This window comes from Shewanella acanthi, from assembly GCF_019457475.1.
In the GTDB taxonomy this organism is placed as follows: domain Bacteria; phylum Pseudomonadota; class Gammaproteobacteria; order Enterobacterales; family Shewanellaceae; genus Shewanella; species Shewanella acanthi.
Genome location: NZ_CP080413.1, coordinates 1,752,906 through 1,779,117, shown reverse-complemented (window position 1 = coordinate 1,779,117; position 26,212 = coordinate 1,752,906). Strand labels below are relative to the sequence as shown.

Genomic DNA, 26,212 nt, shown 5'->3' with positions numbered 1-26,212 from the left:
AGCCGGACAGTTAACTAAACATATTGTTTAATAGTATGTCGCTTAACGCCTATGATTTTTAAAGAGAAAGAAAGCCAACTCTATTTTTTATAGATGGATGGCTCACCCTCGGGGCGGGTTTTCAGCAATCTTAAAAACCACATATATTGCTCGGGGTACGCGAGGATCACCTGCTCCACCGCTTTATTGAGCGCCAGCGCTTCGTTCTCCTTACCGACCATATCCTCTGGATTGATGGCCGGCATCACGGTTAATTCAAACTGACGGCTTTGTTGGTTATAGCCAATCTTAACCGGCAGAACCTGGGCATTACCCGCCTGCGCTAAACGGCCAACTACCGGCAGCGTCGCTTTAACTGTGCCTAAAAACGGCGTGAATACGCTTTGTTCTGGGCCTAAGTCTTCATCGGGCAGGTAAAAGAAACTGTTGTTTTGCTTAAGCTCGGCCAGCAGGGCACGAATACCCGCCTCACGCATATAAACGTTGCCGCCACCGCTGCTGCGCACACGGTTGCTAAACCAGTTGAATAAATCATTCTTATGGGCTTTAGCCATCGTTACCATTGGCAACTCGAGATTCAATCTCAGGCCCGCATAATCGATTGGCCACACGTGGGGCATAATAAACACCACCGGCTGCCCTGCCGCCTGCGCTGCCTTAACATGCTCAAACCCTTCAAGCGTTACACGATGACGCAAATTCTCCTTAGAGCGCACCAGAAGCTCGCCCTGAGAGAGCAGCACCAACACAAAGTTCTGCACGTTATCACGCACTAGGGCATCAATTTCGTCGGCGGATTTTTCAGGGAAACACGCCGTTAAATTCGCGCGGGCGATGCGAATCGGTTTTTTGGCAATTGGTGCCACGCATTTTGCCAGCAAACGGGCGATAGGATCGCGCAGCCAAGCGGGCATAATCCCAAAAACAACCAATAGGCCAATGGCTAACCAAGTGAGCCAAAATTTAGGGTGCAACAGGGCGAGTTTGAAACTGCGGTCGAAGTATTTGGGCTGTCTTGCCAAAGCATCACCTCAGACAGTTGGAAAAATGAAAATCGCTATCGGCAATCTTGAGTGCTACCAATAGGTTGTAAAACGAAAATAGGAAAGCCACCCGCTTAGGAGTGGCTTTCCCTTAAAGGATGCGAAATTACTTGCCCGAGTTAGCGGCTTCTACACGGGTTTTCAATTTCTGGCCGGGACGGAAAGTCACGACACGGCGAGCTGAAATAGGAATATCCTCGCCTGTTTTTGGGTTCCTTCCCGGTCTTTGATTCTTATCCCTAAGGTCAAAGTTGCCAAAGCCAGATAACTTGACCTGCTCACCACTTTCGAGAGCGCCACGAATTTCTTCGAAAAACGCCTCTACCATCTCTTTAGCCACACGCTTGTTAATACCAAGTGTTTCAAAAAGATGTTCTGCCATTTCGGCTTTGGTAAGTGCCATACTTTAATCCCTCAACGATGCGTTGAACTCAGTTTTCAGAGCAGAAACCACTGATTCTACCGTTTCAGCAATCTCTTTTTCCTCAAGCGTACGAGTAGTGTCTTGTAATGTAAGTGCTATCGCCAGGCTCTTCTTGCCGGGTTCAACACCTTTACCTAAGTATACATCGAACAAGTTTATGCCAACCAACTGATTTTCGCCAACTTTTCTTATCAAATTCATCACTTCGCCTGAGGAAACACTTTCATCAACGACGATAGCGATATCACGACGATTAGCTGGGAACTTAGATACTGCCTGAGCTAGCGGCAAACTGGTGTGCAATAAAGCATCCAATTCCAACTCAAAAACGATAGTTTTACCATTGAGTCCGAAAGGCTTCTCCAAACTAGGATGGATAGCGCCAATATGGCCGATTACTCGATCATTTCTCAATATTTCAGCACATTGCCCTGGATGAAGCGCAGAATGTGTTGCTCTTCTAAAGCTAAATTCTGATGCTGAAACTGTCAAGCCGATAATTGCTTCTAAATCGCCTTTAAGATCGAAAAAATCAACGGTTTTCGATTCCATAGACCAATGTTCGTCATTTTGAAGGCCAGTAATGACGCAACCTAGCATAGCTTGCTGTCTTACACCTGATTCTGCATTGTTATCAGGGACAAAGCGTAGGCCAGTTTCAAAAAGTCTCACGCGGCTCTGTTGACGGCTTTGGTTGTAGCCAACGGCAGTCAATAATCCGGTAAACATCGACAGACGCATGGCCGACATTTCGCTAGAAATGGGGTTTGGCAGCACCATGGCTTGCTCACCTGGGTGAACCAGATTTTGCAGCTTAGGATCGACGAAACTGTAGGTCACGGCTTCTTGGAAACCACGGGCCACTAACAGCGAGCGCACGCGCTTAAGGCTTAAGTCGGTTTCTTTGTGATCGGACATCTTAAGCGATGCCACAGGCGCCACGTTAGGAATGTTGTTGTAACCGTAAATACGGGCAACTTCTTCGATTAAGTCTTCTTCAATCGCCATGTCGAAACGGTAAGTGGCGGTAGTCACCTGCCAGCTACCCTCGCCTGCTACCACGCCAAAACCTAAACGCTCGAGGATTTCAACCACGTCGGTGTCGGGTACATGGTGACCAAGGATTTTATCTAACTTGCTACGGCGCAATTCGATTTGTGCAGGTTTTGGTAAATCGGCATCGGATTTAGCTTCAACCACAGGGCCAGCTTCACCACCACAAATATCCAGTACTAATCGAGTAGCACGGTCCATCACCTTATGCTGCATCTCAGGGTCTACACCACGCTCAAAGCGGTGTGAAGAATCGGTATGCAGGCCTAAACGGCGTGATTTACCCATGATGGCTAAAGGTGCGAAGAAGGCACACTCAAGCAGGATGTCTTGGGTAGTGTCGCTCACACCTGAGTACTCGCCACCAAATACGCCAGCAAGGGCTAATGGGCGAGCATCGTCGGCAATCACTAGGGTATCACTTGGAATGGTCACCTCTGAGCCATCGAGCAGGGTGATTTTCTCTTCGCCGTTACCTAAACGCACTTGGATGTCGCCCGTTAACTTGGCAAGATCGAAGGCGTGCATAGGTTGACCGAATTCAATCAGCACGAAGTTCGTGATATCAACGATAGGGTCGATTGAGCGGATACCGCTACGGCGTAGTTTTTCCTGCATCCATAATGGCGTCGGTGCTTTCACATTGACGTTTTTCACCACACGGCCCAAGTAACGAGGGCAAGCGGCGGTTTCTTTCACATTGATGGCGACTTTGGCATCAATCGTTGGGTTAACCGCTTCCCACTGAGGTTGTGTTACCGCGTGACGGTTTAACACGCCCACTTCACGGGCAAGACCGACCATGCCTAAACAGTCTGCACGGTTAGCGGTTAAATCCACTTCGATTACCGCATCGTTTAATTGCAGGTATTCACGGATATCTGTGCCTAATGGTGCATCTAATGGCAGTTCAATAATGCCATCGCTTTCGATGTCGATACCGAGCTCACCGTACGAACACAGCATGCCCTCGGATGGCATACCGCGCAGCTTAGCTTTTTTGATTTTGAAATCGCCAGGCAGAGTCGCACCGACCATAGCCACTGCAACGCGCAGGCCTTGACGGCAGTTCGCCGCGCCGCACACGATGTCGATTAGCTCACCGCTACCGACATTCACTTTTGTCACACGCAGTTTGTCTGCGTCTGGATGTTGAGCGCACTCAACCACTTCACCGACAACGACGCCGTTAAAATCGGCGGCAACGGCATCCACGCCGTCCACTTCAAGGCCGGCCATCGTGATTTGGTGTGATAATGCTTCACGGCTAACCGCTGGGTTTACCCACTCACGAAGCCAAGATTCGCTAAATTTCATGCTATTACAGCTCCGTTATTTAAATTGCTTCAGGAAACGCAGGTCGTTCTCGAAGAACGCGCGTAGATCGTTAACGCCGTAACGCAGCATAGTTAAACGCTCAACGCCCATACCAAAAGCAAAACCAGAGTATTTGTCTGGATCAATGCCCACGCTGCGCAGTACGTTCGGGTGAACCATACCGCAGCCTAATACTTCTAACCATTTGCCGTTTTTGCCCATCACGTCCACTTCGGCAGATGGCTCAGTGAATGGGAAGTAAGAAGGACGGAAACGCACTTGCAGATCTTCTTCGAAGAAATTGCGCAGGAAGTCGTGTAACACCCCTTTCAGCTCAGCGAAGTTCACGTGCTCGTCCACTAATAAACCCTCTACCTGATGGAACATTGGCGTGTGGGTTTGATCGTAGTCATTACGGTAAACGCGGCCCGGAGAGATGATACGTAATGGCGGCTTTTCCGTTTCCATAGTACGAATTTGCACGCCCGAAGTTTGGGTACGCAGCATCAGCTTAGGATTGAAATAGAAGGTATCGTGGTCGGCACGCGCTGGGTGGTGCTCAGAGATATTCAGGGCATCGAAGTTATGGAAATCGTCTTCGATTTCTGGACCTTGCTTAACGGTAAAACCTAATTCACCGAAGAAGGTTTCGATACGTTCGATGGTGCGAGTCACAGGGTGCAGACCACCGATTTCGATGGTGCGACCAGGTAAAGTCACGTCTATCTTTTCTGCGATTAATTTGGCTTCAAGCTCAGCACTCTTTAAACCATCGATGCGCTCAGTTAATTTCTGTTGAATGGCCTGTTTCGCATCATTGACCGCCTGACCAAAGGCTGGTTTTTCTTCTGGACTTAAGCTGCCCATCATTTTCATCATGTCGGTGATCTTACCTTTCTTACCCAGGTAGTCGACACGGATATCATCCAGTGCTTTTAGATCACTGGCCTGGTCAATAATGACTAAGGCTTGTTCTACGATCTCTGTTAACTGCTGCATTTTCTCTTCCACTGCATAGTCGCGCTTGATAAACAAGTGCTATGGGCGCCAATTAAAGGCTAATGGGTGCTCAGGTTATCGGCGTTAATGCCAGACGCAAAGCGAATACAAAAAGGATAGAAATTCTACGTGAGCAGGCAAGAGATTACTAGGCTTAATTCTGGCTTTTTATCATGCAAATTCATGTGTTACCCCACAAGAATGGCGCAGATTTATCCAGAAATTTAACCGTCGTTGTTTTTTTAAACAATCATTACTTTGCTCGCAGACTTTCAATGTCAGAACTCTACCGACACATCCCTATGCACTGAGTTGTTTAAAGGATAATAAACGATTGGAAATGATCCAAAATCCGCGGCCATTTTTACTTATTTTTGCTTAAAATGAGCCGAATGAATGAAAAGACAAACAAACGATAGGCAATAAAGTGCCCTCCTAATATCACGTCCATTTAAGCTCAGCAAAGTATTAGGGAATTTGCCTGAGGAAAGCTAAGGCCTTATCTAAATCGCGGGTGCGTGCCATCGGTGGCAGGGAATTTAAAAACGCCTGTCCGTAGGCGCGATTAACGATGCGGTTATCGCAAAGGATCAGCACGCCGCAGTCCTTTTCATCGCGGATTAACCGCCCTACCCCCTGTTTGAGCGCGATAATTGCCTGCGGCAGGGACACTTGATTGAAGGGATCGCCGCCCTGACGACTGATATTGTCGGCGCGGGCGCGGTACAGCGGATCGTCCGGAGACACAAAGGGCAATTTATCGATGATCACGCAGCTTAGTAATTTGCCGCGCACATCCACCCCCTCCCAAAAACTGCTGGTGCCGAGCAGCACCGCATTCCCGAGTTGCCTAAATTTAGTCAGCAAACTCTGCTTACCCGCCTGCCCTTGCACAAGTAGCGGATATTGCACCCGACTTCGAAGTGCTATCGCGGTTTGCTCGAGCATTTTATGGCTAGTAAACAGGATAAAAGTTCGCCCCTGCGCCGCCTCAATCGCCTTAGCGCAAACATCCACCAACTGCTTTAAGGCTTGCTGTTGATTACTTACATTACTCAACTGCCGCGGCACACAAAACAGCGCCTGACGGGGGTAATCGAACGGGCTATCTAAAATCTGCGATCTGGCGTCTTTAATGCCTAACTCATTGGCAAAATGGCCAAGGCTGCAGTTTACCTGCAGGGTCGCCGAAGTAAAAATCCAACTCACTTCAGGCACAAACAATTGCTGGCATTCTCGGGCAATATTAATCGGCGAAATACGTAACACCACAAAGCGATTGCCAAGCTCCACGCTATAGGCCGCCTGCGGGTTATCGCACTGAATAAACTGCATTAGCTTATGATTCATATCGCTAAGTTTAACGGCGATATCATCGAGCTCATCGCTTCGCCCCACATGGGCGAGCAGCAGTTTTTGCAGCGCTTCTAACTGCGCTAATAACTCCCAAGAAGTCATCGCAAGGCTTTTATCGCCGAGCAATTGCCGCCAATCCGACTCGCTATTTGACTCACTATAAGAGAATAACAAATTGTGCCAATCACTGAGCTTAACCATAGCGCGCTGGCTAAACTGGGCGATTTGCTCCGTATCACTGAGCTCGGTTTGATAGATCTTTATTAGCTTTTGCAGGTAATCATCGATGGTGCGACTCGATAATTGCGAGCCAAAGTAACTGACGCAGATATCGGGCAGTAAATGGGCTTCATCGAAAATCACCACATCGGGATCGGGCAGCAGCTCGGCAAAACCCGTATCCTTAAGCACACTGTCAGCAAAAAATAGATGGTGGTTTACAACAATCACCTTGGCATCCATGGCTCGGCTTCGCGCCTTGCGGGTAAAGCATTCATCATAAAAATCGCAGCGCTGACCAAGGCAGGTTTCCTTCGTACTCACTACCAAAGGCAATGCGGGGGAATTTTCAGCCACCGAGGTTATCGCCCCAATATCGCCATCTTTACTCATCCCCGCCCATTGATTGATTTTGAGTAAATCATCGAGCAAGCGCGAATCAATATGGCTCGCCTCTGTCATTTGCCTATTTAAGCGATACTGACACAGATAGTTATTACGCCCTTTTAATAGCGCTAATTTTGGGGAAATACCGAGCATAGTTGTAAGTGCAGGTAAATCCTTTAAAAACAATTGCTCCTGTAGGTTTTTACTGCCGGTGCTGACGATCACTTGCTTACCACTTAATAACGCAGGAATTAAATACGCAAACGTCTTACCGACCCCTGTGCCCGCCTCAATAATCGCATTGCCTTTGTTAGCAATCGCCTCACTGATAATGCCTGCCATCTCCACCTGACTCTGGCGGGCACTAAAGCCCTGAATATGATTTGCCAGTACACCATCGGCAGCAAAAGCGCGCAGCACCTCGCTTGCTAATCGACTGCGCGAAGGCATCCCCTGTTTAAGGGATGGGCTTTGGCTTGGTTTGGGATAGGGATGTCGAGAGCGAGTCAAGGGTAAAGAGTGTCCAATGAAAGTAGTAAAACACAGGGATAAGCAGTCTTATTGAAATGACCTATTAGCACAAGCAGTAATTACTAGAAGGTATCCTTAAAAAAGATTCTACTTATGGTGAAACAATTTAACGAAAAATTATTGCGGGATTTAGGCGTATGATTGCGGGCTTCATCCTACAGCAAAACCGTAGTATTCCATCATGCAATACTGGAAATACTCAATACATCGCTCAACAAATCACAATTCAAAATTAGGATTTATTTTAAGTGTACACAATCATTGCCTATCAAATTAATCCATGAATTTGTTATGGTTAAGTAACACTGTTAAAATATGTATCAATTTTCAATCTAAGCACTAAGCAATTTTCGAAATGACGGCATTCCCATTGGCCCTTCTCTATACACATTACTTTTACTTAGTGGTGTTCTTAATCAATTTGGCGTTTATTTTTCTTTGCAAACGCGCCCTGCAAACGGCTACCAACAAAAGCTCAGTGCAATACTTTTTGTGGTTTTTTGGTTTTAATACCCTCTCATGGGTAGGTGTTTGGCTGATAGAAACCGATTTGGCGCCATTAAGTCTGCATTTCAATGTCCTGACCTATATTCTTACCCATTGGTGTATTTTTATGGCGATTAATGCACTGGCACCGCATCCTGCACTAGCCAATGGTGTAAGCGTTTTTTCAGGCATCGCCCTGATTTGGATGTTGATGCTAAACCAACAGATAGCGTTTTATGACTTTGTTTCCTTATATTCACTTCCCATTGATATTGCAGGATTTTATATACTAAAACAGTTACTAAACCAGTCCGCAAGACAAGAGCGTGATACCGGACTTATCCTGATCCTCATCGCCATTGGCGTAGAGTTATGTGCATCCATTGTTCAACTGGCGGGGGGATGGCTTTACCCCGAGCAAACGTTAGCCTATCGCTTACCCATGCTGACAGGTACTCTGACCTTCTTTCTAGTCAGTATCGGATTTATCACCTCTGTTCTGACCCAAGATAAACAGCGAATTACCCTGCAGTCACAGCGGGATCCATTAACCAATGTGCTCAATCGCCGTGGTCTAGAAGCATCCATAGCAATGCAGTTATCCAAACATGAAACTGTGTCTTTGATCATGTTAGACATTGACCACTTCAAACAAATTAACGATCGCTATGGCCATGACGCGGGTGATTTTGTGCTCCAATCTTTTAGCAGATTAATTAGCCAAAATATCCGCAAAGATGATTTATTCTCACGTATTGGTGGCGAAGAGTTTGTACTACTATTGCCCCACACCACAGGTGACATTGCTGCTAAAATTGCGGATAAACTAAGACAAAAGATTGAGCAATGCGAGTTTCATTTTCAGCAACAACCGATTCAATTTACCTGTAGCTTAGGGATAGCCCACAGCAGTCAGAACTTCGATTTACAGCATCTGGTTAAACAAGCCGATACTGCGCTCTATCAAGCGAAGCATAATGGCCGTAATCGCGTTGAAGTTTTCGCCTAACTCAATGAATATTAAGCAAGTTACAAACGGTAATTCTGTGAGTCACTGACTTCATTGGTCTCTTTAACGCCCTAAACAAACCGTATCCGCAAACGAATGGGTTCTGCAAACGTTTTCACAAAACCATTTTATTGAATTTGATCAGGTCAGATACCGCAAACATTGCTCGGTACAATGCAGACATGCCAGAAAGATGTCCACCCATATTAGGGGATTTCAACACTGAACAAACCCATCTAGGAAAATATGCGGCTAGCAAAACACCAACCGCTAAGTTACTGAATGGAAAAGGTTAGGGTTAGGGGTAAAAAGCATCTATCAAACTGACACTGATACCCTAACAATGGGCAGTCATTAGCTCAGGTTCAAGCGCGTACAAATTTGAGATCACTGACAGTATCACCATTAAAAATGGTGATACTGTCAGATTGGGTGCTGGCGAGTTAATTTAGCAAATTTCTTCAGCTGAAACGTGCGTACTAACAAGCTCTTTATTAAACAGTTCTGTGCTAAAGTAACGCTCAGCCGTATCCGCTAAGATTGTCACAATCGTTTTGCCCGAATTTTCTGGACGCAATGCAACTTGTATTGATGCACAAGCTGCTGCTCCAGATGAAATCCCCACCGCTAGGCTTTCTTTACGGGCGAGTTTACGTGCATATTTAATCGCATCCTCATCAGTCACTGTGATGACTTCATCTAAAATCTCGGTATCTAAAACATCAGGAACATGGCCAGAACTCAGCCCTTGAATTTTGTGAACCCCTGCGTATCCTTTTGATAAAACAGGGCATGATGCAGGCTCTACGGCAATGATTTTTACACTAGGCTTTCTTGCCTTTAAAGCCTTAGCAATACCTGTAATCGTCCCGCCAGTTCCAATACCTGCGACAATGATATCTACATTGCCATCGGTGTCTGTCCATATCTCCTCTGCAGTAGAGTTAAAATGCATTTTCGGATTAGCTTCGTTGGCAAATTGATCCAACATCACAGCATTCGGTCGCTCTAAAAGCAGGTTTTTGGCATAATCTATGGCTCCTTTAGTTCCCAATTCTTTCGGAGTTGTGATTACCTTCGCCCCATAATGCTGAATCAACATTCTGCGCTCAATAGACATGTGCTCAGGAATCACAATCGTTAAGGGGATCCCTTTAATCGCACACGCCCAAGCACAGGCGACACCATTATTACCAGATGTTGCTTCGACAATTTCGGTCTCATTTGTGAAATTAGATGAAGCCATTAGCGCATCTATCATCGCTATTGCGGGGCGGTCTTTTATGGAACCCGCTGGATTAAAAAACTCTACTTTAGCTAATATCTCGCATTTAACATCGTATTCACTTACAAGCCTAGAAAGGCGAACGATCGGTGTATGACCAATCGTTTGAGTAATGTCGTCGTATATCACAGCTGCATTTATGTTTGTTCCGATCCGTTTCATAACAAACTCCATCTCTTCTGTTTATGGTTTGTTAAAAAATGATCTCATGTCGGCTAAAAAATTAATTTTCAATTTTCCCTAGTTAACTGTTATTTTATGGAATTATTTTCTACATTTTTATTAAATAATGAAAAATACATCTCTCGACAAGACCGACAAGGCAATTCTAAAAATGTTGCAGCAAGACTGCACTCTATCTGTCTCAGAAATCGCCGAACGAGTCGCATTAACCACAACGCCTTGCTGGAAGAGAATTCAAAGGCTAGAGCAACAAAATATTATTTCTAAACGTGTTGCTTTACTAAAGCCTCAAAATATCGGATTAGATTTGGTCGTTGTCGTCATGATTAAAACATCTAATCATGAGTCTACATGGCTAGAAAAGTTCGCAGAACACGCTGCATCATTCGACGAGGTTGTTGAATTTTATCGATTAAGTGGGATCTACGACTACATGCTTAAAGTTATTGTCCCAGACATGTCCTCATTTGACGTGTTCTACAAAAAGTTAGTCGCAAAAGTGAACATTGCAGAGGTCACGTCAAGCTTTGCGATGGAACAAATCAAATACACGACAGCTTTACCAATAAAGTAAGTTTATCTGGATTAAACAATAGAAGAATAAGCCATTAAAATTATTAGTGATGTTTATGTATCCAAAGCACGTTCACCTCAAAAATAGGTACCTCACTCCAATAATATTTGAGTGGTTCACCCCGCACTTAGCAAATATCTATTCGGGATGTTCCTCAACCGTTGCAATAAAGTTATCGTCACACCATAATTCTAACTTTTTGAATTAATTGAATTTAATATACAAATCACCAGTAGGTAGCGAATTGAATGCTTCATACCCCATCAAATGGGAACACTTGCTAAGTAGAGTTAATCGGCACTCATGTTGAGGTTTCTGCACGTAAAAATCAGCGACTTTTATTCGCCAATGTCATGAAAAAATGAACCAGCGTTTTTTATCTCGCCTGACACCACATTTTCCTTAACTGACGCTAAATTTGCTCTGGTTCTTCCTAACATCGACCTAGAACCTATTTAAATCCCAAACGCATAAATATTCTAAATTAGATCAAAATAGCTATTGCAAAGGCGGCGTAAAGCAGTTAGCTTAAAAATACATTTGATGGATTTGTATTCATCCAAACGATTTCATAGCGATCAAAAAATATTGATTGCAAAACCACGAAAAGAGACAGATATATGAGCCCTATTCTGAACGCTATCCACCATCATCACCATTATATGCGGTAGCCTTCGGACGCTCACTGCCGGAGGACTGTACCCTTCCGGTGGACTGATCCAATCCCGATCAAAAACCCCTGGAAGGAATTCCGGGGGTTTTTGCTTTTAGGCTGTTTATTTTTGTAGTTGCTCGATGAGTAAATTAATCAAGACTATTTAATTTCAATAGGTTAGTTTAGATAAACGCCCAATTAGACTGATAGATACCAGTTACAACATGCAATTTTGGATCACTAAATTTTGTCAATTTTAAGCGAGATACACACTATGACTGAATCGAACCGTTTACGTATTGCCATCCAAAAGTCCGGGCGTTTATCGACGGAATCCCAGCAGTTACTCAAGAGTTGTGGCGTTAAATTTACCATTAATGAACAACGCCTTATCGCCCACGCCGACAATATGCCCATCGATTTACTCAGGGTGCGTGACGACGATATTCCAGGGCTCGTGATGGATGGCGTGGTTGATTTGGGGATTATTGGAGAAAACGTGCTTGAAGAAGAACAAATCGAGCGCATCACGCTTAATAAACCCGCTGAGTTTGTAAAACTGCGCCAATTGGATTTTGGTGCCTGCCGTCTTTCCCTCGCGGTGCCGACCGAGTTTCGCTATAACGACGCCGCCTCACTTGAGGGACTTCGCATTGCCACCTCCTACCCCAACCTGTTGCGCCGTTTTATGCACCAAAAGGGCATAAATTATCGCGATTGTATGTTGAAGGGCTCGGTGGAAGTGGCGCCGCGTGCAGGGCTAGCCGATGGGATCTGTGACTTAGTGTCGACGGGTGCCACCCTAGAGGCGAACGGTTTATACGAAACAGAGGTGATCTACCGTTCTATGGCCTGCGTGATCCAATCGACTCAAACTCAAAGTCCATCGAAACAGGCGCTTATCGATAAAATCCTTTCCCGTGTAAATGGGGTGATCCGCGCCCGTGAGAGCAAATACATTCTGCTTCACGCCCCAACCGAAACCTTAGATCAAATCGTTGCCCTGCTGCCCGGCGCAGAAAACCCAACCGTGCTGCCACTGAACGATGACACTAACCGTGTGGCAATTCACGCGGTGAGCACCGAAGATTTGTTCTGGGACACCATGGAACAATTAACAGCCCTCGGTGCCAGTTCGATTCTGGTAATGCCAATCGAAAAAATGATGGGGTAATCCATGGATATCATCACTTGGGCAGAACTGAAAAGCACAGAGCAAAAGGCCGCACTAAGCCGCTCGCCGCTGATTGGCGATAGTGGTCTGGAGCAGAGTGTGCGCGCCATTATCGATGCGGTCGTGACCCGTGGCGATGCGGCATTAATGGAATTTAACCAAAAATTCGATGGGGTAAAGAGCGCCAGTGCCAAGGAGCTGCGATTAACCGATGCGCAAATTCAGCTCGCCGTTGAACGTGTGCCTGCGGCACTTAAAGAGGCAATCAATCAAGCTATGGCCAACATCAGTGCCTTTCACAGCGCGCAGCAGTTTCGACCCATCGATATTGAAACCCAAAGCGGCGTGCGCTGCGAGCTTCGCAGTGAACCGATTGAAAAGGTGGGTCTTTATATTCCTGGTGGCAGCGCTCCGCTAATCTCCACAGTGATGATGCTGGCGCTACCTGCCAAAATTGCAGGTTGTGATAAACGCGTGCTAGTCAGCCCGCCACCGATTAACGATGCCATTATCTATGCCGCAAGCGAGTGTGGCATTAACGAGATTTATCAGGTTGGCGGTGCTCAGGCGATTGCGGCGCTTGCCTTTGGCACAGAAACCGTTCCCAGTGTCGATAAGATTTTTGGCCCAGGTAATCGCTACGTGACAGAAGCCAAACGCTTAGTGTCGCAGGATGGCCGCTGCACTGTGTCTATCGATATGCCAGCGGGGCCGTCCGAAGTGTTAGTCATTGCCGATGGCGACGCTAATTGCGATTTTATTGCCGCCGATCTGTTATCCCAAGCTGAACATGGCGCCGACTCTCAGGTGATTTTAGTGACGGATTCCAAGGATATCGCTGAAAAGGTTAATCAAGCCATAGAGGTGCAATTAGCAGCATTGCCACGAAGAGAAATTGCCGCCACCGCGCTTAAATGCAGCCGCACTATTATTGTCGATTCGATGAAGGATGCAGCCAAGGTCTCAAACCAATATGGGCCTGAACACTTAATTATTCAGACCCGCGAGCCCCGCGAAGTGTTGAAGGATATCCGCGCCGCAGGCTCAGTCTTTTTAGGCGCCTATACACCGGAATCCGTTGGCGATTACGCCAGTGGCACTAACCATGTGCTACCAACTTACGGCTACAGCCGCGCGGTATCCAGCCTGTCACTGGCCGACTTTAGCCGCCGCTTTACGGTGCAGGAATTATCCGCCGATGGCCTGATGGGCCTTGCGCAAACCGTAATGACACTCGCCAGTAACGAGCTGCTCGACGCCCATAAAAATGCCGTTGCCCTGCGTGTAAACAGCCTTAAGTGAGAATGCCCAAATGAGCCAAGAGTTAACCAAGATTTCTGTCATTGAGCCGCAAACTGAAAGCAAGAGTTTAGCCGCCCGTTTGGCGCGCCCTGAACTGTTGGATTTAACCCCCTATCAAAGCGCACGCAGGCTTGGTGGTCAGGGAGATATTTGGATCAATGCCAACGAATCGCCCTTTAATAATGTGGCGCTTGAGTCCTTAGATTTGAGCAAACTCAACCGTTACCCCGAGTGCCAACCTCCCGCGCTGATCAATGCCTACAGCCAGTACAGCGGCGTGAAGGCGAGCCGCATTGTAGCAAGTCGCGGCGCCGATGAGGCGATTGAGTTGCTTATCCGCGCCTTTTGTATTCCAGGTGTTGACAGTATCGTCACATTTGGCCCTACCTATGGCATGTACGCCATCAGCGCCAATACCTTTAATATCAAAGTTAACGCATTGAGTTTAGATGCTAATTTTGACTTGCCCGAGGATCTTGCCAGTAAAGCCCGAGGCAGCAAGTTAGTGTTTATCTGTAATCCCAACAACCCAACGGGCACTGTGATTGAAACCGCTAAAATCGAGCAGACCATCAAAGCGCTGCCCGATTCCTTAGTTGTTGTCGATGAGGCCTATATCGAGTTTTGCCCCGAATACAGTGTGGCGAGTCTGTTGGATAACTACCCCAATTTAGTGGTGCTTCGCACCCTCTCAAAGGCCTTTGCCTTAGCGGGTGCTCGCTGCGGTTTTATGCTGGCAAATGTTGAGATTGTCGAAATCATTATGCGGGTGATCGCGCCCTATCCCGTGCCTGTGCCCGTGAGTGAAGTGGCGACGCAAGCACTCTTAACAGACGGCATTACCCGGATGCGCGAACAGGTAACACTCCTTAATGCCCAAGGGGCGCGCTTAAGCAACGCGCTTAATCTTTACTGCAAGCAATGGGGCGGGCGCGTTATCAAGGCGCGGGGTAACTTTGTGCTCGCCGAATTTGATGATGTGGCCAAGGTCGCTAAGTTATTAGTCGAAAACGGGATTGTCGCCCGAGCTTACAAGGATCCACGACTTGCCAATGCAATTCGGTTTAGCTTTAGCCATGGAGCAGATACCGACCGTTTAGTTCGCCTCTTTGAAACAGAGCGCCTTATTGAATCACAAGGCGTTACTAAGCAAGTGTCATTGTAGTTTGAGCCCGATATCGCACTGTGTATAGCACTATTTCAAAATCTATAAATAGGTAACAGCACCATGAATCCAGTTTTTAGCGTCAATCTTGCCCAAAAAATTCTGTTCATCGACCGTGATGGCACCCTGATTGAAGAACCTGCCATCGACAAACAGGTCGATAGTCTGAGCAAACTGGTGTTCGAGCCAGAGGTGATCCCCGCATTGCTGCGCCTGCAAAAGGCAGGTTTCCGCTTAGTGATGGTGAGCAATCAGGACGGCCTTGGCACACCGTCCTTCCCACAGGAAGATTTCGATGCGCCCCACGATATGATGATGCAGATCCTAAAAAGCCAAGGGGTCATTTTTGACGATGTGCTCATCTGCCCGCACTTTAACGATGAAAACTGCAGCTGCCGTAAGCCAAAACTGGGACTGGTAAAAGATTTCCTCACCCAGGGCTGCATCGACTTTACCCAATCAGCGGTGATTGGCGACAGACAAACCGATGTCGAACTTGGCAATGCCATGGGGCTCAAAAGCTTTCAATATCAACGAGAGAAATTGGGCTGGAATGCCATCGCCGATGCGCTGCTCAGTAAAGGCCGCCTTGCGACTGTGGTGCGCACCACCAAAGAAACCGATATTCGCGTCACGGTTGACCTAGATAACGCCGCTAAGGGCAGCATCGAAACCGGCATCGGTTTTTTCGACCACATGCTGGAACAAATCGCCACCCACGGCAATTTTAAGATGGACGTCAAGGTCGCAGGCGATCTTGAAATCGACGATCACCACAGTGTGGAAGATACAGCGCTCGCCATCGGTGATGCCCTGCGCCAAGCCCTTGGAGACAAACGCGGTATCGCCCGTTTTGGGTTTAGCCTGCCGATGGATGAGGCCAAGGGCGAATGTTTACTCGATATCTCGGGTCGGCCTTTTATTAAATTTAGCGCCCAGTTTGAGCGTGAAAAGGTCGGTGAAATGGCCACCGAAATGGTGCCGCATTTTTTCCGCTCCTTCGCCGATGGCCTGCGCTGCACCCTGCATGTGAGTGCCTCGGGCGATAACGATCACCACAAGGTCGAAGCCCTGTTTAAGGTGCTCGGTCGCGCCCTGAGACAGGCCGTTAAAGTGGAAGGCGATGTGTTGCCATCAAGTAAAGGCGTGCTGTAACGCCACACATTTGGACTAGGCCGTAGGATGAATTAAAGATGCAACCACAAACGGATGTAAGAAGTAACGCTCAAGATGTCGATGTGCTGATCATCGACACGGGCTGCGCCAATTTAAGTTCGGTGCGCTACGCCTTTGAGCGCATCGGCGCCAAGGTGCTCGTGACCGATGACAAAACAGCAATCAAGGCCGCCAAACGTGTAGTGCTGCCGGGTGTCGGCAGTGCGGGCGCCGCCATGGCCTCCCTGAACGAGAAGGACTTGGTCGAGTTGATAAAGGGACTGACTCAACCCGTGCTTGGAGTCTGCCTTGGGATGCAAATGCTCAGTTCGCTTTCCAAGGAACAGGGCGGCAAGGGACAAGACTGTGAATGTTTGGGCATTATTCCGACCGTTATCGATGAGTTAGATAGCGACATGTTAAAAGCGGCCGAGCTGCCGCTGCCCCATATGGGCTGGAATCAACTGAAAGTAAGCAATCATCCGCTGTTTGATGGCGTTGAGGATGGCAGCTTTGTGTATTTTGTGCATAGCTTCCGCGCGCCCTTAAGCGAGTTTACTCTCGCCGAGTGCCAATATGGTGAGGCCTTTAGCGCCGCTATCGGCAAAGGCAATTTTATGGGGGTGCAATTTCACCCTGAAAAGAGCGCAGCGATTGGCGCGCAAATCTTAAAAAACTTCCTCAAGATGAAGGAGCAGCAATGATTATTCCTGCTATCGATTTAATTGATGGCCAAGTGGTGCGCCTCTTTCAGGGCGATTACGGCCAGCAAACCACCTTCGATTTAAGTCCCCTCGCCCAGCTGCAATCCTACGAGGCTCAAGGTGCTAAGTGGTTACATATTGTGGATTTAACCGGCGCGAAGGAGCCTGAAAAACGTCAAACCAAGCTCATCAGCCAATTAGTCGCGGGCCTTAACGCCAATATCCAAGTTGGCGGAGGAATTCGTAATCAAGCGCAGCTCGATGAGTTATTTGCCATCGGCGTTAAACGTGTGGTTATTGGTTCCCTTGCGGTGAAATCCCCAGAGCTGGTGAGAAGCTGGTTTGAACAATACGGCAGCGATGCCATTTGCTTAGCGCTCGATGTGAATATTAATGAGGCGGGCGAGAAAATCGTTGCGGTGTCGGGCTGGCAAAGCGGCGGCGGTAAGAGTTTAGAATCCTTAGTTGAATACTTTTGTGAAGTCGGCCTTAAGCATGCGCTGGTGACCGACATTAGTCGTGATGGCACCCTCACCGGCGCTAACACCGCGCTTTATCAAGAACTTGCTACGCAATTTCCCGAGATCCAATGGCAGGCATCCGGCGGTATTGCCACCTTAGATGATGTCGCTGCCGTACGAGATAGCGGCGCCGCTGGGATAATTATCGGTAAAGCATTGTTGATTAATCAGTTTACGGTCGCGGAGGCAATTCAATGCTGGCCAAACGCATAGTCCCCTGTTTAGATGTAAAAGATGGTGCAGTCGTGAAAGGGGTGCAATTTCGTAACCATGAAATCGTTGGCGATATCGTGCCGCTGGCCGCCCGTTATGCCGCTGAGGGCGCAGACGAGTTAGTCTTCTACGATATTACCGCCAGCGCTCACGATCGCGTAGTCGATAAATCCTGGGTGAGCCGCGTAGCCGAGCAAATCGATATCCCCTTTTGTGTCGCGGGCGGCATTAAAACCGTAGCCCAAGCGCGGGAACTATTAGCCTTTGGCGCCGATAAGATTTCGATTAACTCGCCAGCACTGAGCGATCCCAGCTTGATTACCCGATTACAGGATGAATTCGGCCGCCAATGTATTGTGATTGGTATCGACTCCTTCTTCGATGCATCGACCAACAGTTATCAAGTTAAACAATTTACCGGCGATGAAGCGGCGACTCGCGATACGTCATGGTACACCCAGGATTGGGTGGAAGAAGTACAGCACCTTGGCTGCGGCGAAATTGTGCTCAATGTGATGAACCAAGATGGCGTGCGCTCGGGCTACGATATCAAACAGTTAAGTATGGTACGCGCGGTCTGCGATGTACCACTTATCGCCTCGGGCGGCGCTGGCACTATGGCGCATTTTCGCGATGTGTTTATCGAGGCTAAAGTCGATGCGGCCCTTGCCGCCAGCGTATTCCATAAGGCGATTATCAATATCGGTGAGCTTAAGCACTACCTCGCCGAGCAAGGGATTGCCATTAGGCGCTAATGCCGAATCGTTATTGTAGTTTCATCAGTTGCGAGACAGTTATTGAAAAACATTCGCCCGGCGAACCATTGGGCATTAAAACGATTCAGTTATTTGGATAATTAAACTCTTTAGATTAGGTAATGGCATGACTCAACAAGCGATGGATATCACCCAACTCGATTGGGAAAAACAGGATGGCCTCATACCCGCCATTGTTCAAAATCACCTGTCGGGCAAGGTATTAATGCTCGGCTATATGGATAAAGCCGCGCTGGAAAAAACCTTAAGCACTGGCGATGTCACCTTTTATAGTCGCTCCAAACAGCGTTTATGGACCAAGGGCGAAACCTCGGGCAATACCCTCAAACTTGTCGCCCTCGATATGGACTGCGATAACGACAGCCTGTTAGTGCAGGTTATCCCAAACGGCCCCACCTGCCATAAGGGCACCGAAAGCTGCTGGGCCGCAGCGGTACACCCCTTTTTAAACCAATTGGCCGAGCTGATTGCAAGTCGCCGTCACGATAGCCCAGATTCGAGCTACACCGCCTCGTTATTTCAACGTGGCACTAAACGCATCGCGCAAAAGGTTGGTGAAGAAGGCCTAGAAACCGCCCTTGCTGCGGCGACCCACGATAAAGAAGAACTAGTGAACGAAGCCTCAGATTTGATTTATCACCTGCTGGTACTGCTCGAAGATCAAAACCTCAGCCTAAGTGATATCAATGCCAATTTGTTAAGTCGTCATCAAAGGGCAAAACCCTAAACCTACACTTGCTCAGTACCATAAGGTACTGAGCAGTAATGGAATCAACCGATTGAAAAATTCGATCAAATTGGAGTTTAAAGTTAAGCTGTTTAAACAACAATTTACGCGATGATGCAAAGAATTCGAAAAACAAAAATTGTACAGCATAAGCTTGAGTGCCTGTTCAATTCTCCTCCAAACCTCAAAGCAAAACATTGTTAACCATTATCCAGTAACCTGCCCTAGCCGCTAGCTAACGCGCCGAGTTTTATATTCATAAAATTTTCGAGTTTCACGGCGAACTAAGTGAGTCACTCAATTATTCAGACGTTAACCGTCTTATTTCGCAACACCGCAACAGTGTAATGCTGTAATGGTTGACATATACAAATTAAAAACCTATGGTATCGCCCCGCTAAACAACAAGCTCCATCACCCACAAGCTCAAGGGTCAAACTTGAGAGAACCACAATTTATCAGCGTTCGAGACGTTGTAATTCGAGCAAGCAATGACACAGAATAAATTTTTCGGCAGTTTGCTGCTGATCGCCGGCACCACCATAGGTGCGGGTATGTTGGCCCTACCGATTGCTTCGGCAGGTTTAGGCTTTGGGGCTTCAGTCCTAGTGATGTTACTACTGTGGGGATTAATGGCCTATACCGCCCTGTTGCTGGTTGAGGTGCACCAATTTGCCCCGCCTGAAGCTAGTCTGAATCAACTCGCATTTAAGCTGCTTGGTCGCCCAGGTCAAGTGATTGCAAGTAGCGCGCTGATGTTTTTACTCTACGCCCTATGTGCCGCCTACATTGCCGGTGGCGGTGAGCAGCTTAATCAAAAACTCACGCTTTGGCTGGGTTTAGCGCTGCCGAGTCAGTTTGCTACCATCTTATTTACCTTGGTTTTCGGTACCATTGTCGGCCTTGGCACCCACAGTGTGGATCTTATCAACCGCGGTTTATTTATTGTGAAGATCTGCGCTTTACTAATGCTACTCGGCCTGTTGCTGCCCAAAGTCGATGGCCAACACCTATTAGCGCTACCGGTAGAACAGGGGCTGATTATCAGCGCCATTCCGGTGGTGTTTACCTCCTTTGGTTTTCATGGCTCGATTCCATCGGTGGTGCGCTATTTAGGCGTCGATGTGAAATCCCTGCGCCGCCTAATGTTGCTTGGCTCGGCCCTGCCACTGCTGATTTATCTGCTGTGGCAACTGGGTAGCCAAGGAGTTCTCACCCAAACACAGTTAATGCACAGCCAAAGCCTCACGGGTTTCATCAATCAATTAGATGTGGTGATGCAAAACCAATATTTAACTATGGCGGTCAGTTTGTTCGCGGCGCTTGCACTCGCCACTTCATTTTTAGGGGTAAGTCTCGGTCTATTCGATTTTATGGCGGCCAACCTTAAGCAGAACAATAATGTCTCAAGACGTAGCGTCACCTCGGCCATCACTTTTATTCCGCCATTGGGTTTTGCCCTCTTCTACCCCCAAGGCTTTATCACCGCACTGGGTTTTGCATCGATTGCCTTAGTCATACTCGCGGTATTTCTGCCAGTGGCGATGGTGTGGGCACAGCGCCGACATCGCGATGAAGCACAGTTGCCAAGGGGCTATCGAGTGACTGGCGGTAAACCGGCGTTACTCTTGGCAGCGGTAAGTGGCGTGATGATTATCGCGGCGCAATTTGGTGGCTAATCCCAAAACCATTTAAGCCCAGAGATGTAATCCTAAACACCAATAAGCAGTTGAATACTTGCATGATTTAAGATTATCGAATAGGTAATTTGAAGATCACTATTAGTCAGCCAAGGACATGGGTGTTACACTGACAAGGCACTCTGCCGAAGGCTTGCCATGGCATAGATGCGCCACTGAGGCCTCGAGTCAGGATAACCACTTGAGTGCCAATGTCATTAGGATGTGATTCAAGCAAGATGCCGAAGCTCCCAACAAAACAAGACAAGGAAAACGCCAAGGGTGAGCCAAATCCCGCGCTCACTTCCAACGCAAGTCACGCGAATGCGCCTACTAAGTTGTCCTATGGGAGACGGGTCTCAAGCCAAAAGAAGACTTTAACCTCTGGGTCGAATAGCATAATCAACAGCCGCCTAAGGCAAACACTGCTCGCAACTTGCCTGTTACTTGTCTTAGGGCTGACGGGGGCAGCCTTTGTAGTGACTCAGCACACTGAAGCCCTTATCCAAAAAACCGTTAATGCCCTCTTAAAGGATACAGATGGTGAGCTTATTCAACTGGGTAAGGTGGAGTTGGGTTTACGGCATTGGCATCTTGAAGCTGCCAGTGTGCGTTTTGGTGACTCTCTCTTCGCGATTCAGGATATCAATATCGATTTACAAGTGAATTTGCCACAAGATCTCACCGCACTTACCGAATTCTTCCCGTTAGATAAGTTACTCACCATACACAGGGTGGACATTGACTCTGTGGATGCCAAATTAGGGCCATCACTCTTTATCGCCAATATGAGTGACCAAAGTGCGATTGGCGAGAGTCAGACGCCATATCATCAAATCACGCATACTCTGCAAGCACTGCCTGAGATAGATATCACAAAGATCCTTTTTGAATTGATACCGCCTGAAACGACGGCCATCGCAGCGAAGATTGAAACCAACAATATCCAGGTTCATCAAAAAGTTAATGTGCAGCTAGAGGTGCAACAGCCAATAGGCCAACTTCCCCAACCACGCTTCGCTTTGATCTTGGATGATTTAGTGTTGCGCCAAGGTGAAATTAGCGGCCGATTGTCGCAACGTGCTAATGAAATCAAATTAACTGATATTGAGCTTGCAAAATTTAAGGCAAACCTTAAGGGCACAACGCTGAGTATTGATAGTGAAATCGATACGGGGCCACTCTTAAAGAACCTACATACACTTGTGCAATTGCCCTACCCAAACAGTATTCTAGCGTCGGTTGTCGACCTAGATAACCAATGGCAGGCCCAGCAAATTGAAATTGAAGGTAAACTTAAATCCCAGATAAGCTTTGACTTTATTTCGAGCAACCTTCAGAGTCAGCATCAATTTATTGAACCTAAAATGACGTTTTCGGCATTTGAAGGAATAAGCCTCGCCCCAAAAACTGCGCTTAATCTCAACTTGTCTGGGCCATTGAAACAGCTGGAATTACAGCTTGAGCCATTTGAATTAAGCCTCACCCCCACTGAAGCTCAGACTCAAAAGCTCCTTGCCCACCTAGATGAAGAATCAAGTCAAACCGTGAGTTTTTTACTCAATGGCCTTCGTCTTAAGCAAACCGCAATCACTTGGCACTTAGGGTTACAAGATTCGTTTGAATACCCTTTGTATGGAGACAATTCACTGGCTAAATATATCCTACCTTCATTTATCCTCAGTACCCAGAACAGTAAAGTGAATGTTGAACTTGCTATAAGCTATCCAAAGCTGAGCCTGTCTCAGGATAGCTGGCAATTTGATGGCAATTATCGCTTAGCCACGCTGCAACAAACCCCCATAGACCTTGAGTCGCTGTGGCAAAACGCGCCACTTTCACTCGCTTGGCAAGAATCACACTTTAAAACCCAAGGTAATCTAACCCTTAGCCAATCTCAGCACGGCTTAGATTGGCAACTTAGCGCAAAGCCCAATGTCGAAACGCAAACAGCAAAACCACTCATAGAACTTAAGGGCGTTACGCTGAGGCAAGCAAACTCAACCTCAGTGACAGAGTCGCAGCTCTCACTAGGACAACTACAATTGACCCCTTCAGCGACATTGACTCTTGCCAGTCAGCGCAGCGACATCAAGAGGCCAACAACGTCTATTCGGGCTAACGTTCCACCGCTAACATTGGCTTTCACGCAGCTAGCATTCTCGCAACAAGCATTGATGCAGCAAACATCCACACTGCAGCCTGAGACTCATACAGCCAGCATCGCCGATTTTTCGCTGCAATCTAAGCAAGCAATGGGATTTGAAGAACTCGATACAAAGGCCATATTTGAAAGTCTTAACGCTGGCACTTGGGCAAATCAACTCGAATGGCAGGTGCGGGATATCCAAATCGACAAACAACAAACTAGCCATGGCAGAAGTCGCAAAGAAACTCTGCTAAAACTGGATAATCTAAATCTTAAACAGGATCTTAGCTGGAAAAAGCAAACCCTTAAGGGGATAGAACACTGGCAACTTGGCACTTTTGCGCTTAATAGCGTTCATCAATTAAAGTTTGCCAATGGACAAAAGCCGCTAAAGCTTTCAGGACAATGGCACATCGACAGCAGTCTCACTCAAACACTCGCCCTACTCAACCAATTAGCACCACTGCCAAGTGAATTTAATGCAACGGGTAACAATCAGTTAAAGGCGAGCTTTGAACTCACACAAAGCATAAGTCAAACCCATTTTGCGATGCAGATAAACCAATCAATCACAGAGCTTGAGGGCTTTTATCAGGACCTCACCTTCGATGGTGGTAAACTCAATGCGCAATGCCTATTTACCTGGGGACAATCCCTTCAATCTCCAACGCATCGGGACTACTTTAGCAGTGTCGCCACGCTAAAATGCCCAAATACACAATTGTATTTTAGCCAGTTTGATCCCGGTTTTCCTTTGACTGAGATTGAAGTTGAGTCTGATATTGTCCTAAGTAGGGATGCAGATAAAGTCGCGACTAACTACCTACAGCAACTCACGGGATTAAGTGATACCGATGTCACTATGACTGCTAAAGGCAAAGTACTCAGTGGCCATTTTTTGCTGCCAGACTTTAATTTGCGACTGCAGGATAAATCCCATGCTTATTTGATTTTACATGGCATGAGTTTAGAAGAAGTGCTGCGTATTCAGCCACAAATTGGGGTCTATGCCGACGGAATTTTCGATGGCGTTTTGCCCGTCGATCTGAACGATGGCAAAGTTTCTATTTCAGGTGGGCAATTAGCGGCTCGACCACCCGGTGGTCTGATAGCCATTTCGGGAAGTCCCGCAGTGGATCAGATGCGCGCTTCCCAGCCCTACCTCGACTTTGTGTTTCAAGCACTTGAACACCTCGAATACAGCCAGCTGTCGAGTACCTTCGATATGGATAATAAAGGTGATGCTATTCTTCAGGTGGAAGTGAAAGGCAAGAGCCGGGGGATTGAACGCCCTATTCACTTGAATTACTCTCAAGAAGAGAACATGCTGCAGTTATTGAGAAGTTTGCAGATAGGTAATGATCTGCAGGACAGAATTGAAAAGTCCGTGAAATAACCTAAGACTACAACCAAACTGCCGTCTTAAAAGTCCTAGCAATAGAAGGAAAGCCAGTGAAAATGACACCACTCACTCAAATCAGTTTAGGGAGCCTACTTCTCGCCGGCTTAATTTCTGGCTGCGCCCCTACAGTAAAAATTGAACCACCGGATAAGCCGATTGTCATCAATCTCAATGTGAAAATTGAACACGAAATTAAAATTAAAGTGGATAAAGAACTGGATCAATTGCTAACCGACGATAAATTGTTCTAATTCGGGTGTTGAGGAATATGAGATGAAATCATTACTAAAAATAAAACCACGTCTATTAATGCTGTTAAGTTTATGTGTGTTAAGCCTCAATGCCTTCGCCATGACGCTACAGGAAGCAAAATCTCAAGGTTATTTAGGTGAGCAGCTAAACGGTTATTTAGGCTTAGTGCAAAATAATCCCGAGGCCAAAGCGGTAATGGATGATGTGAATACCAAACGCCGTGCCCATTATGAAACTATCGCCAAAAAGAATAATATTTCAGCCAGTGATGTGGCAAAACTTGCTGGAGAAAAAGCCATTGCAGCCACTGACAAAGGCAATTTTGTACAGAACGCACAGGGAAAATGGGTTAAAAAATAATCCACATTACTTGTCTCTGCTAAGATGGACTGCTAGGAATATGTAGCGATATCTCACCTATAAATGCCCGCATCTCGCGGGCATTTTTATTTAACCAACTTTATGAGAAATTCACCCGCGAAGTTCACAATCGATTTAGCAAGGATCAGCAAATACAAGCCCCTATGAAAATAGGGAATGGATGCCCATAAATTAACCACATATTAAATTAATCATGCAGTGCTTAAGCCAAGATACAATGATGCACTTGTAAGAAAAAAGATTTAGAGGGTTAGATTTAACAAAAATGGAATAAATCAGATGGAATAAAACAGAAAAAATAAATAGTCAGCTTAGAATAAGCATGATTTAGCCGCCAGCATAACCGAATCAGCCCTATAAAAACTGAAAATTGGAGTAAAGTTAGGCGGCCACAACATGACGCTGCATACGTAATGGATGTAGACGATTATGCATAACTTTAATGGTCTCAAATTGCACTAACGTCTTGGCACCCGATAATTCACACTCAGGCGATAATAACATCACCAATGCCGACTGCAGGGTATTCTCCACCACTAAGACTAACGCCCTTTGCTTCTGGCATTTGAGTTCAAAGACCTTACCGACATCACTAAATACGCACACATCGCTGACATCGAAAAACCAAGACTTTGGCATTTGTGGTGTCAACATAAAGTGAGCTGCTGTGGCATTAAGCGCAATTTGCACAATTGCAGCATCGGATAAAGTTAATGTCTTTGGCAGCTTCTCAAGTAAGTTCATATAGAATTTGGCGTGCAAAACATTAAATTCCATGCTTGAAAGCGCATCTGGAATTAATGATTTTGCCCTATAAGCCGTCAGAAATTCTATCTCGGAACCTAACGAAACGCCTAATACTCCATACGATTCGTTATATTTCCATTGCCAATCCTTTTGCGGCATTAATAACATAACGTATACCTACTTGTTTAAACACAGGGACATAATAGTAGATATTTTATCCAATATCAAAACAAAAAATACAATATAGAAATTAATTAACAGCGACTTATAAGATCTATTTTTTGATCATAAGTGCGATCTATTGTTCTAAATAGATCGCACTTAACCAATTTGATCAATTTTTA

General features: G+C 46.6%; 21 protein-coding genes. 14 read left to right on the top strand and 7 right to left on the bottom strand.

The features are described 5' to 3' along the window. Window positions 1-80 precede the first annotated feature (80 nt). From lpxM to yoaA, 5 genes are all read right to left on the bottom strand, one after another. Entirely contained in the window at window positions 81-1,022 is a 942-nt protein-coding gene (lpxM, locus tag K0H61_RS07865; RefSeq protein WP_220052131.1) for a lauroyl-Kdo(2)-lipid IV(A) myristoyltransferase, read from the bottom strand. Window positions 1,023-1,149: 127 nt separating this feature from the next. Continuing rightward, window positions 1,150-1,446 carry an integration host factor subunit alpha gene (gene ihfA, locus K0H61_RS07860; protein ID WP_220052130.1) on the bottom strand — a complete coding sequence of 99 codons (297 nt, stop codon included), beginning with the start codon at window positions 1,444-1,446 and terminating at the stop codon, window positions 1,150-1,152. A gap of 3 nt (window positions 1,447-1,449) precedes the next feature. Next, window positions 1,450-3,837 carry a phenylalanine--tRNA ligase subunit beta gene (gene pheT / locus K0H61_RS07855; RefSeq protein ID WP_220052129.1) on the bottom strand — a complete coding sequence of 796 codons (2,388 nt, stop codon included), beginning with the start codon at window positions 3,835-3,837 and terminating at the stop codon, window positions 1,450-1,452. Window positions 3,838-3,852: 15 nt separating this feature from the next. Next, window positions 3,853-4,836, bottom strand: coding sequence for a phenylalanine--tRNA ligase subunit alpha (gene pheS, locus K0H61_RS07850; protein ID WP_220052128.1), 984 nt, complete (start codon window positions 4,834-4,836; stop codon window positions 3,853-3,855). A 468-nt stretch (window positions 4,837-5,304) separates the two neighbouring features. After that, window positions 5,305-7,308 carry a DNA repair helicase YoaA gene (yoaA, locus tag K0H61_RS07845; protein WP_434086605.1) on the bottom strand — a complete coding sequence of 668 codons (2,004 nt, stop codon included), beginning with the start codon at window positions 7,306-7,308 and terminating at the stop codon, window positions 5,305-5,307. 376 nt (window positions 7,309-7,684) lie between these two features. Between yoaA and K0H61_RS07840 the strand changes: the two genes are divergently transcribed. Continuing rightward, window positions 7,685-8,824, top strand: a complete 1,140-nt coding sequence (locus K0H61_RS07840; protein WP_220052127.1) for a GGDEF domain-containing protein — start codon at window positions 7,685-7,687, stop codon at window positions 8,822-8,824. Between the two features lie 448 nt (window positions 8,825-9,272). Here K0H61_RS07840 and cysK read toward each other — a convergent pair whose 3' ends face one another. Further along, window positions 9,273-10,271, bottom strand: a complete 999-nt coding sequence (gene cysK / locus K0H61_RS07835) for a cysteine synthase A (protein ID WP_220052126.1) — start codon at window positions 10,269-10,271, stop codon at window positions 9,273-9,275. Between the two features lie 127 nt (window positions 10,272-10,398). On the opposite strand from cysK, the gene K0H61_RS07830 reads away from it, so the two are divergent. The 13 genes from K0H61_RS07830 to K0H61_RS07770 all read left to right on the top strand — a co-directional run bounded on the left by K0H61_RS07830 (window position 10,399) and on the right by K0H61_RS07770 (window position 25,100). Further along, window positions 10,399-10,866 (top strand): Lrp/AsnC family transcriptional regulator, encoded by a 468-nt coding sequence (locus tag K0H61_RS07830; RefSeq protein ID WP_220052125.1) that lies wholly within the window; start codon window positions 10,399-10,401, stop codon window positions 10,864-10,866. A 929-nt stretch (window positions 10,867-11,795) separates the two neighbouring features. Next, on the top strand, window positions 11,796-12,695 hold the full coding sequence (hisG, locus tag K0H61_RS07825; RefSeq protein ID WP_220052124.1) for an ATP phosphoribosyltransferase: 900 nt from the start codon (window positions 11,796-11,798) through the stop codon (window positions 12,693-12,695). A gap of 3 nt (window positions 12,696-12,698) precedes the next feature. Further along, complete coding sequence (gene hisD / locus K0H61_RS07820) at window positions 12,699-13,997, top strand: histidinol dehydrogenase (RefSeq protein WP_220052123.1); 1,299 nt, start codon at window positions 12,699-12,701, stop codon at window positions 13,995-13,997. A gap of 10 nt (window positions 13,998-14,007) precedes the next feature. Beyond that, window positions 14,008-15,162: a histidinol-phosphate transaminase gene (gene hisC / locus K0H61_RS07815; protein ID WP_220052122.1), complete on the top strand. Its 1,155-nt coding sequence runs from the start codon at window positions 14,008-14,010 to the stop codon at window positions 15,160-15,162. A gap of 63 nt (window positions 15,163-15,225) precedes the next feature. After that, window positions 15,226-16,317, top strand: coding sequence for a bifunctional histidinol-phosphatase/imidazoleglycerol-phosphate dehydratase HisB (gene hisB / locus K0H61_RS07810; protein ID WP_220052121.1), 1,092 nt, complete (start codon window positions 15,226-15,228; stop codon window positions 16,315-16,317). 38 nt (window positions 16,318-16,355) lie between these two features. Beyond that, window positions 16,356-17,021 (top strand): imidazole glycerol phosphate synthase subunit HisH, encoded by a 666-nt coding sequence (gene hisH, locus K0H61_RS07805; protein ID WP_220052120.1) that lies wholly within the window; start codon window positions 16,356-16,358, stop codon window positions 17,019-17,021. After that, complete coding sequence (hisA, locus tag K0H61_RS07800) at window positions 17,018-17,755, top strand: 1-(5-phosphoribosyl)-5-[(5-phosphoribosylamino)methylideneamino]imidazole-4-carboxamide isomerase (protein WP_220052119.1); 738 nt, start codon at window positions 17,018-17,020, stop codon at window positions 17,753-17,755. The genes hisH and hisA overlap by 4 nt, the downstream gene beginning before the upstream one ends. Next, window positions 17,737-18,510: an imidazole glycerol phosphate synthase subunit HisF gene (hisF, locus tag K0H61_RS07795; protein ID WP_220052118.1), complete on the top strand. Its 774-nt coding sequence runs from the start codon at window positions 17,737-17,739 to the stop codon at window positions 18,508-18,510. Before hisA ends, hisF begins: the two co-directional genes overlap by 19 nt. 127 nt (window positions 18,511-18,637) lie before the next feature. Further along, window positions 18,638-19,258 carry a bifunctional phosphoribosyl-AMP cyclohydrolase/phosphoribosyl-ATP diphosphatase HisIE gene (gene hisIE, locus K0H61_RS07790; protein ID WP_220052117.1) on the top strand — a complete coding sequence of 207 codons (621 nt, stop codon included), beginning with the start codon at window positions 18,638-18,640 and terminating at the stop codon, window positions 19,256-19,258. A 491-nt stretch (window positions 19,259-19,749) separates the two neighbouring features. Further along, window positions 19,750-20,937, top strand: coding sequence for an aromatic amino acid transport family protein (locus K0H61_RS07785; protein WP_220052116.1), 1,188 nt, complete (start codon window positions 19,750-19,752; stop codon window positions 20,935-20,937). A gap of 239 nt (window positions 20,938-21,176) precedes the next feature. Then, the gene (locus tag K0H61_RS07780; RefSeq protein WP_220052115.1) at window positions 21,177-24,482 is read left to right on the top strand and encodes an intermembrane phospholipid transport YdbH family protein; all 3,306 of its coding nucleotides are present in this window, start codon (window positions 21,177-21,179) and stop codon (window positions 24,480-24,482) included. A gap of 62 nt (window positions 24,483-24,544) precedes the next feature. After that, window positions 24,545-24,739, top strand: a complete 195-nt coding sequence (locus K0H61_RS07775; protein WP_258406028.1) for a YnbE family lipoprotein — start codon at window positions 24,545-24,547, stop codon at window positions 24,737-24,739. Between the two features lie 22 nt (window positions 24,740-24,761). Continuing rightward, entirely contained in the window at window positions 24,762-25,100 is a 339-nt protein-coding gene (locus tag K0H61_RS07770; protein WP_220052113.1) for a YdbL family probable chaperone protein, read from the top strand. 402 nt (window positions 25,101-25,502) lie between these two features. Here the strand turns inward: K0H61_RS07770 and K0H61_RS07765 are convergent, their stop codons facing one another. After that, window positions 25,503-26,036, bottom strand: coding sequence for a cell division protein ZapC (locus tag K0H61_RS07765; protein ID WP_220052112.1), 534 nt, complete (start codon window positions 26,034-26,036; stop codon window positions 25,503-25,505). Between the last annotated feature and the right edge of the window lie 176 nt (window positions 26,037-26,212).

Coding starts and splice junctions, on each gene's coding strand:
- hisH (WP_220052120.1), top strand. CDS start 16,356: ATGCAACCACAAACGGATGTAAGAAGTAACGCTCAAGATGTCGATGTG.
- pheT (WP_220052129.1), bottom strand. CDS start 3,837: ATGAAATTTAGCGAATCTTGGCTTCGTGAGTGGGTAAACCCAGCGGTT.
- hisIE (WP_220052117.1), top strand. CDS start 18,638: ATGACTCAACAAGCGATGGATATCACCCAACTCGATTGGGAAAAACAG.
- hisG (WP_220052124.1), top strand. CDS start 11,796: ATGACTGAATCGAACCGTTTACGTATTGCCATCCAAAAGTCCGGGCGT.
- pheS (WP_220052128.1), bottom strand. CDS start 4,836: ATGCAGCAGTTAACAGAGATCGTAGAACAAGCCTTAGTCATTATTGAC.
- hisC (WP_220052122.1), top strand. CDS start 14,008: ATGAGCCAAGAGTTAACCAAGATTTCTGTCATTGAGCCGCAAACTGAA.
- hisA (WP_220052119.1), top strand. CDS start 17,018: ATGATTATTCCTGCTATCGATTTAATTGATGGCCAAGTGGTGCGCCTC.
- K0H61_RS07830 (WP_220052125.1), top strand. CDS start 10,399: ATGAAAAATACATCTCTCGACAAGACCGACAAGGCAATTCTAAAAATG.
- hisD (WP_220052123.1), top strand. CDS start 12,699: ATGGATATCATCACTTGGGCAGAACTGAAAAGCACAGAGCAAAAGGCC.
- hisB (WP_220052121.1), top strand. CDS start 15,226: ATGAATCCAGTTTTTAGCGTCAATCTTGCCCAAAAAATTCTGTTCATC.
- cysK (WP_220052126.1), bottom strand. CDS start 10,271: ATGAAACGGATCGGAACAAACATAAATGCAGCTGTGATATACGACGAC.
- K0H61_RS07840 (WP_220052127.1), top strand. CDS start 7,685: ATGACGGCATTCCCATTGGCCCTTCTCTATACACATTACTTTTACTTA.
- hisF (WP_220052118.1), top strand. CDS start 17,737: ATGCTGGCCAAACGCATAGTCCCCTGTTTAGATGTAAAAGATGGTGCA.
- K0H61_RS07785 (WP_220052116.1), top strand. CDS start 19,750: ATGACACAGAATAAATTTTTCGGCAGTTTGCTGCTGATCGCCGGCACC.
- K0H61_RS07765 (WP_220052112.1), bottom strand. CDS start 26,036: ATGTTATTAATGCCGCAAAAGGATTGGCAATGGAAATATAACGAATCG.
- K0H61_RS07770 (WP_220052113.1), top strand. CDS start 24,762: ATGAAATCATTACTAAAAATAAAACCACGTCTATTAATGCTGTTAAGT.
- ihfA (WP_220052130.1), bottom strand. CDS start 1,446: ATGGCACTTACCAAAGCCGAAATGGCAGAACATCTTTTTGAAACACTT.
- K0H61_RS07775 (WP_258406028.1), top strand. CDS start 24,545: ATGACACCACTCACTCAAATCAGTTTAGGGAGCCTACTTCTCGCCGGC.
- K0H61_RS07780 (WP_220052115.1), top strand. CDS start 21,177: ATGCCGAAGCTCCCAACAAAACAAGACAAGGAAAACGCCAAGGGTGAG.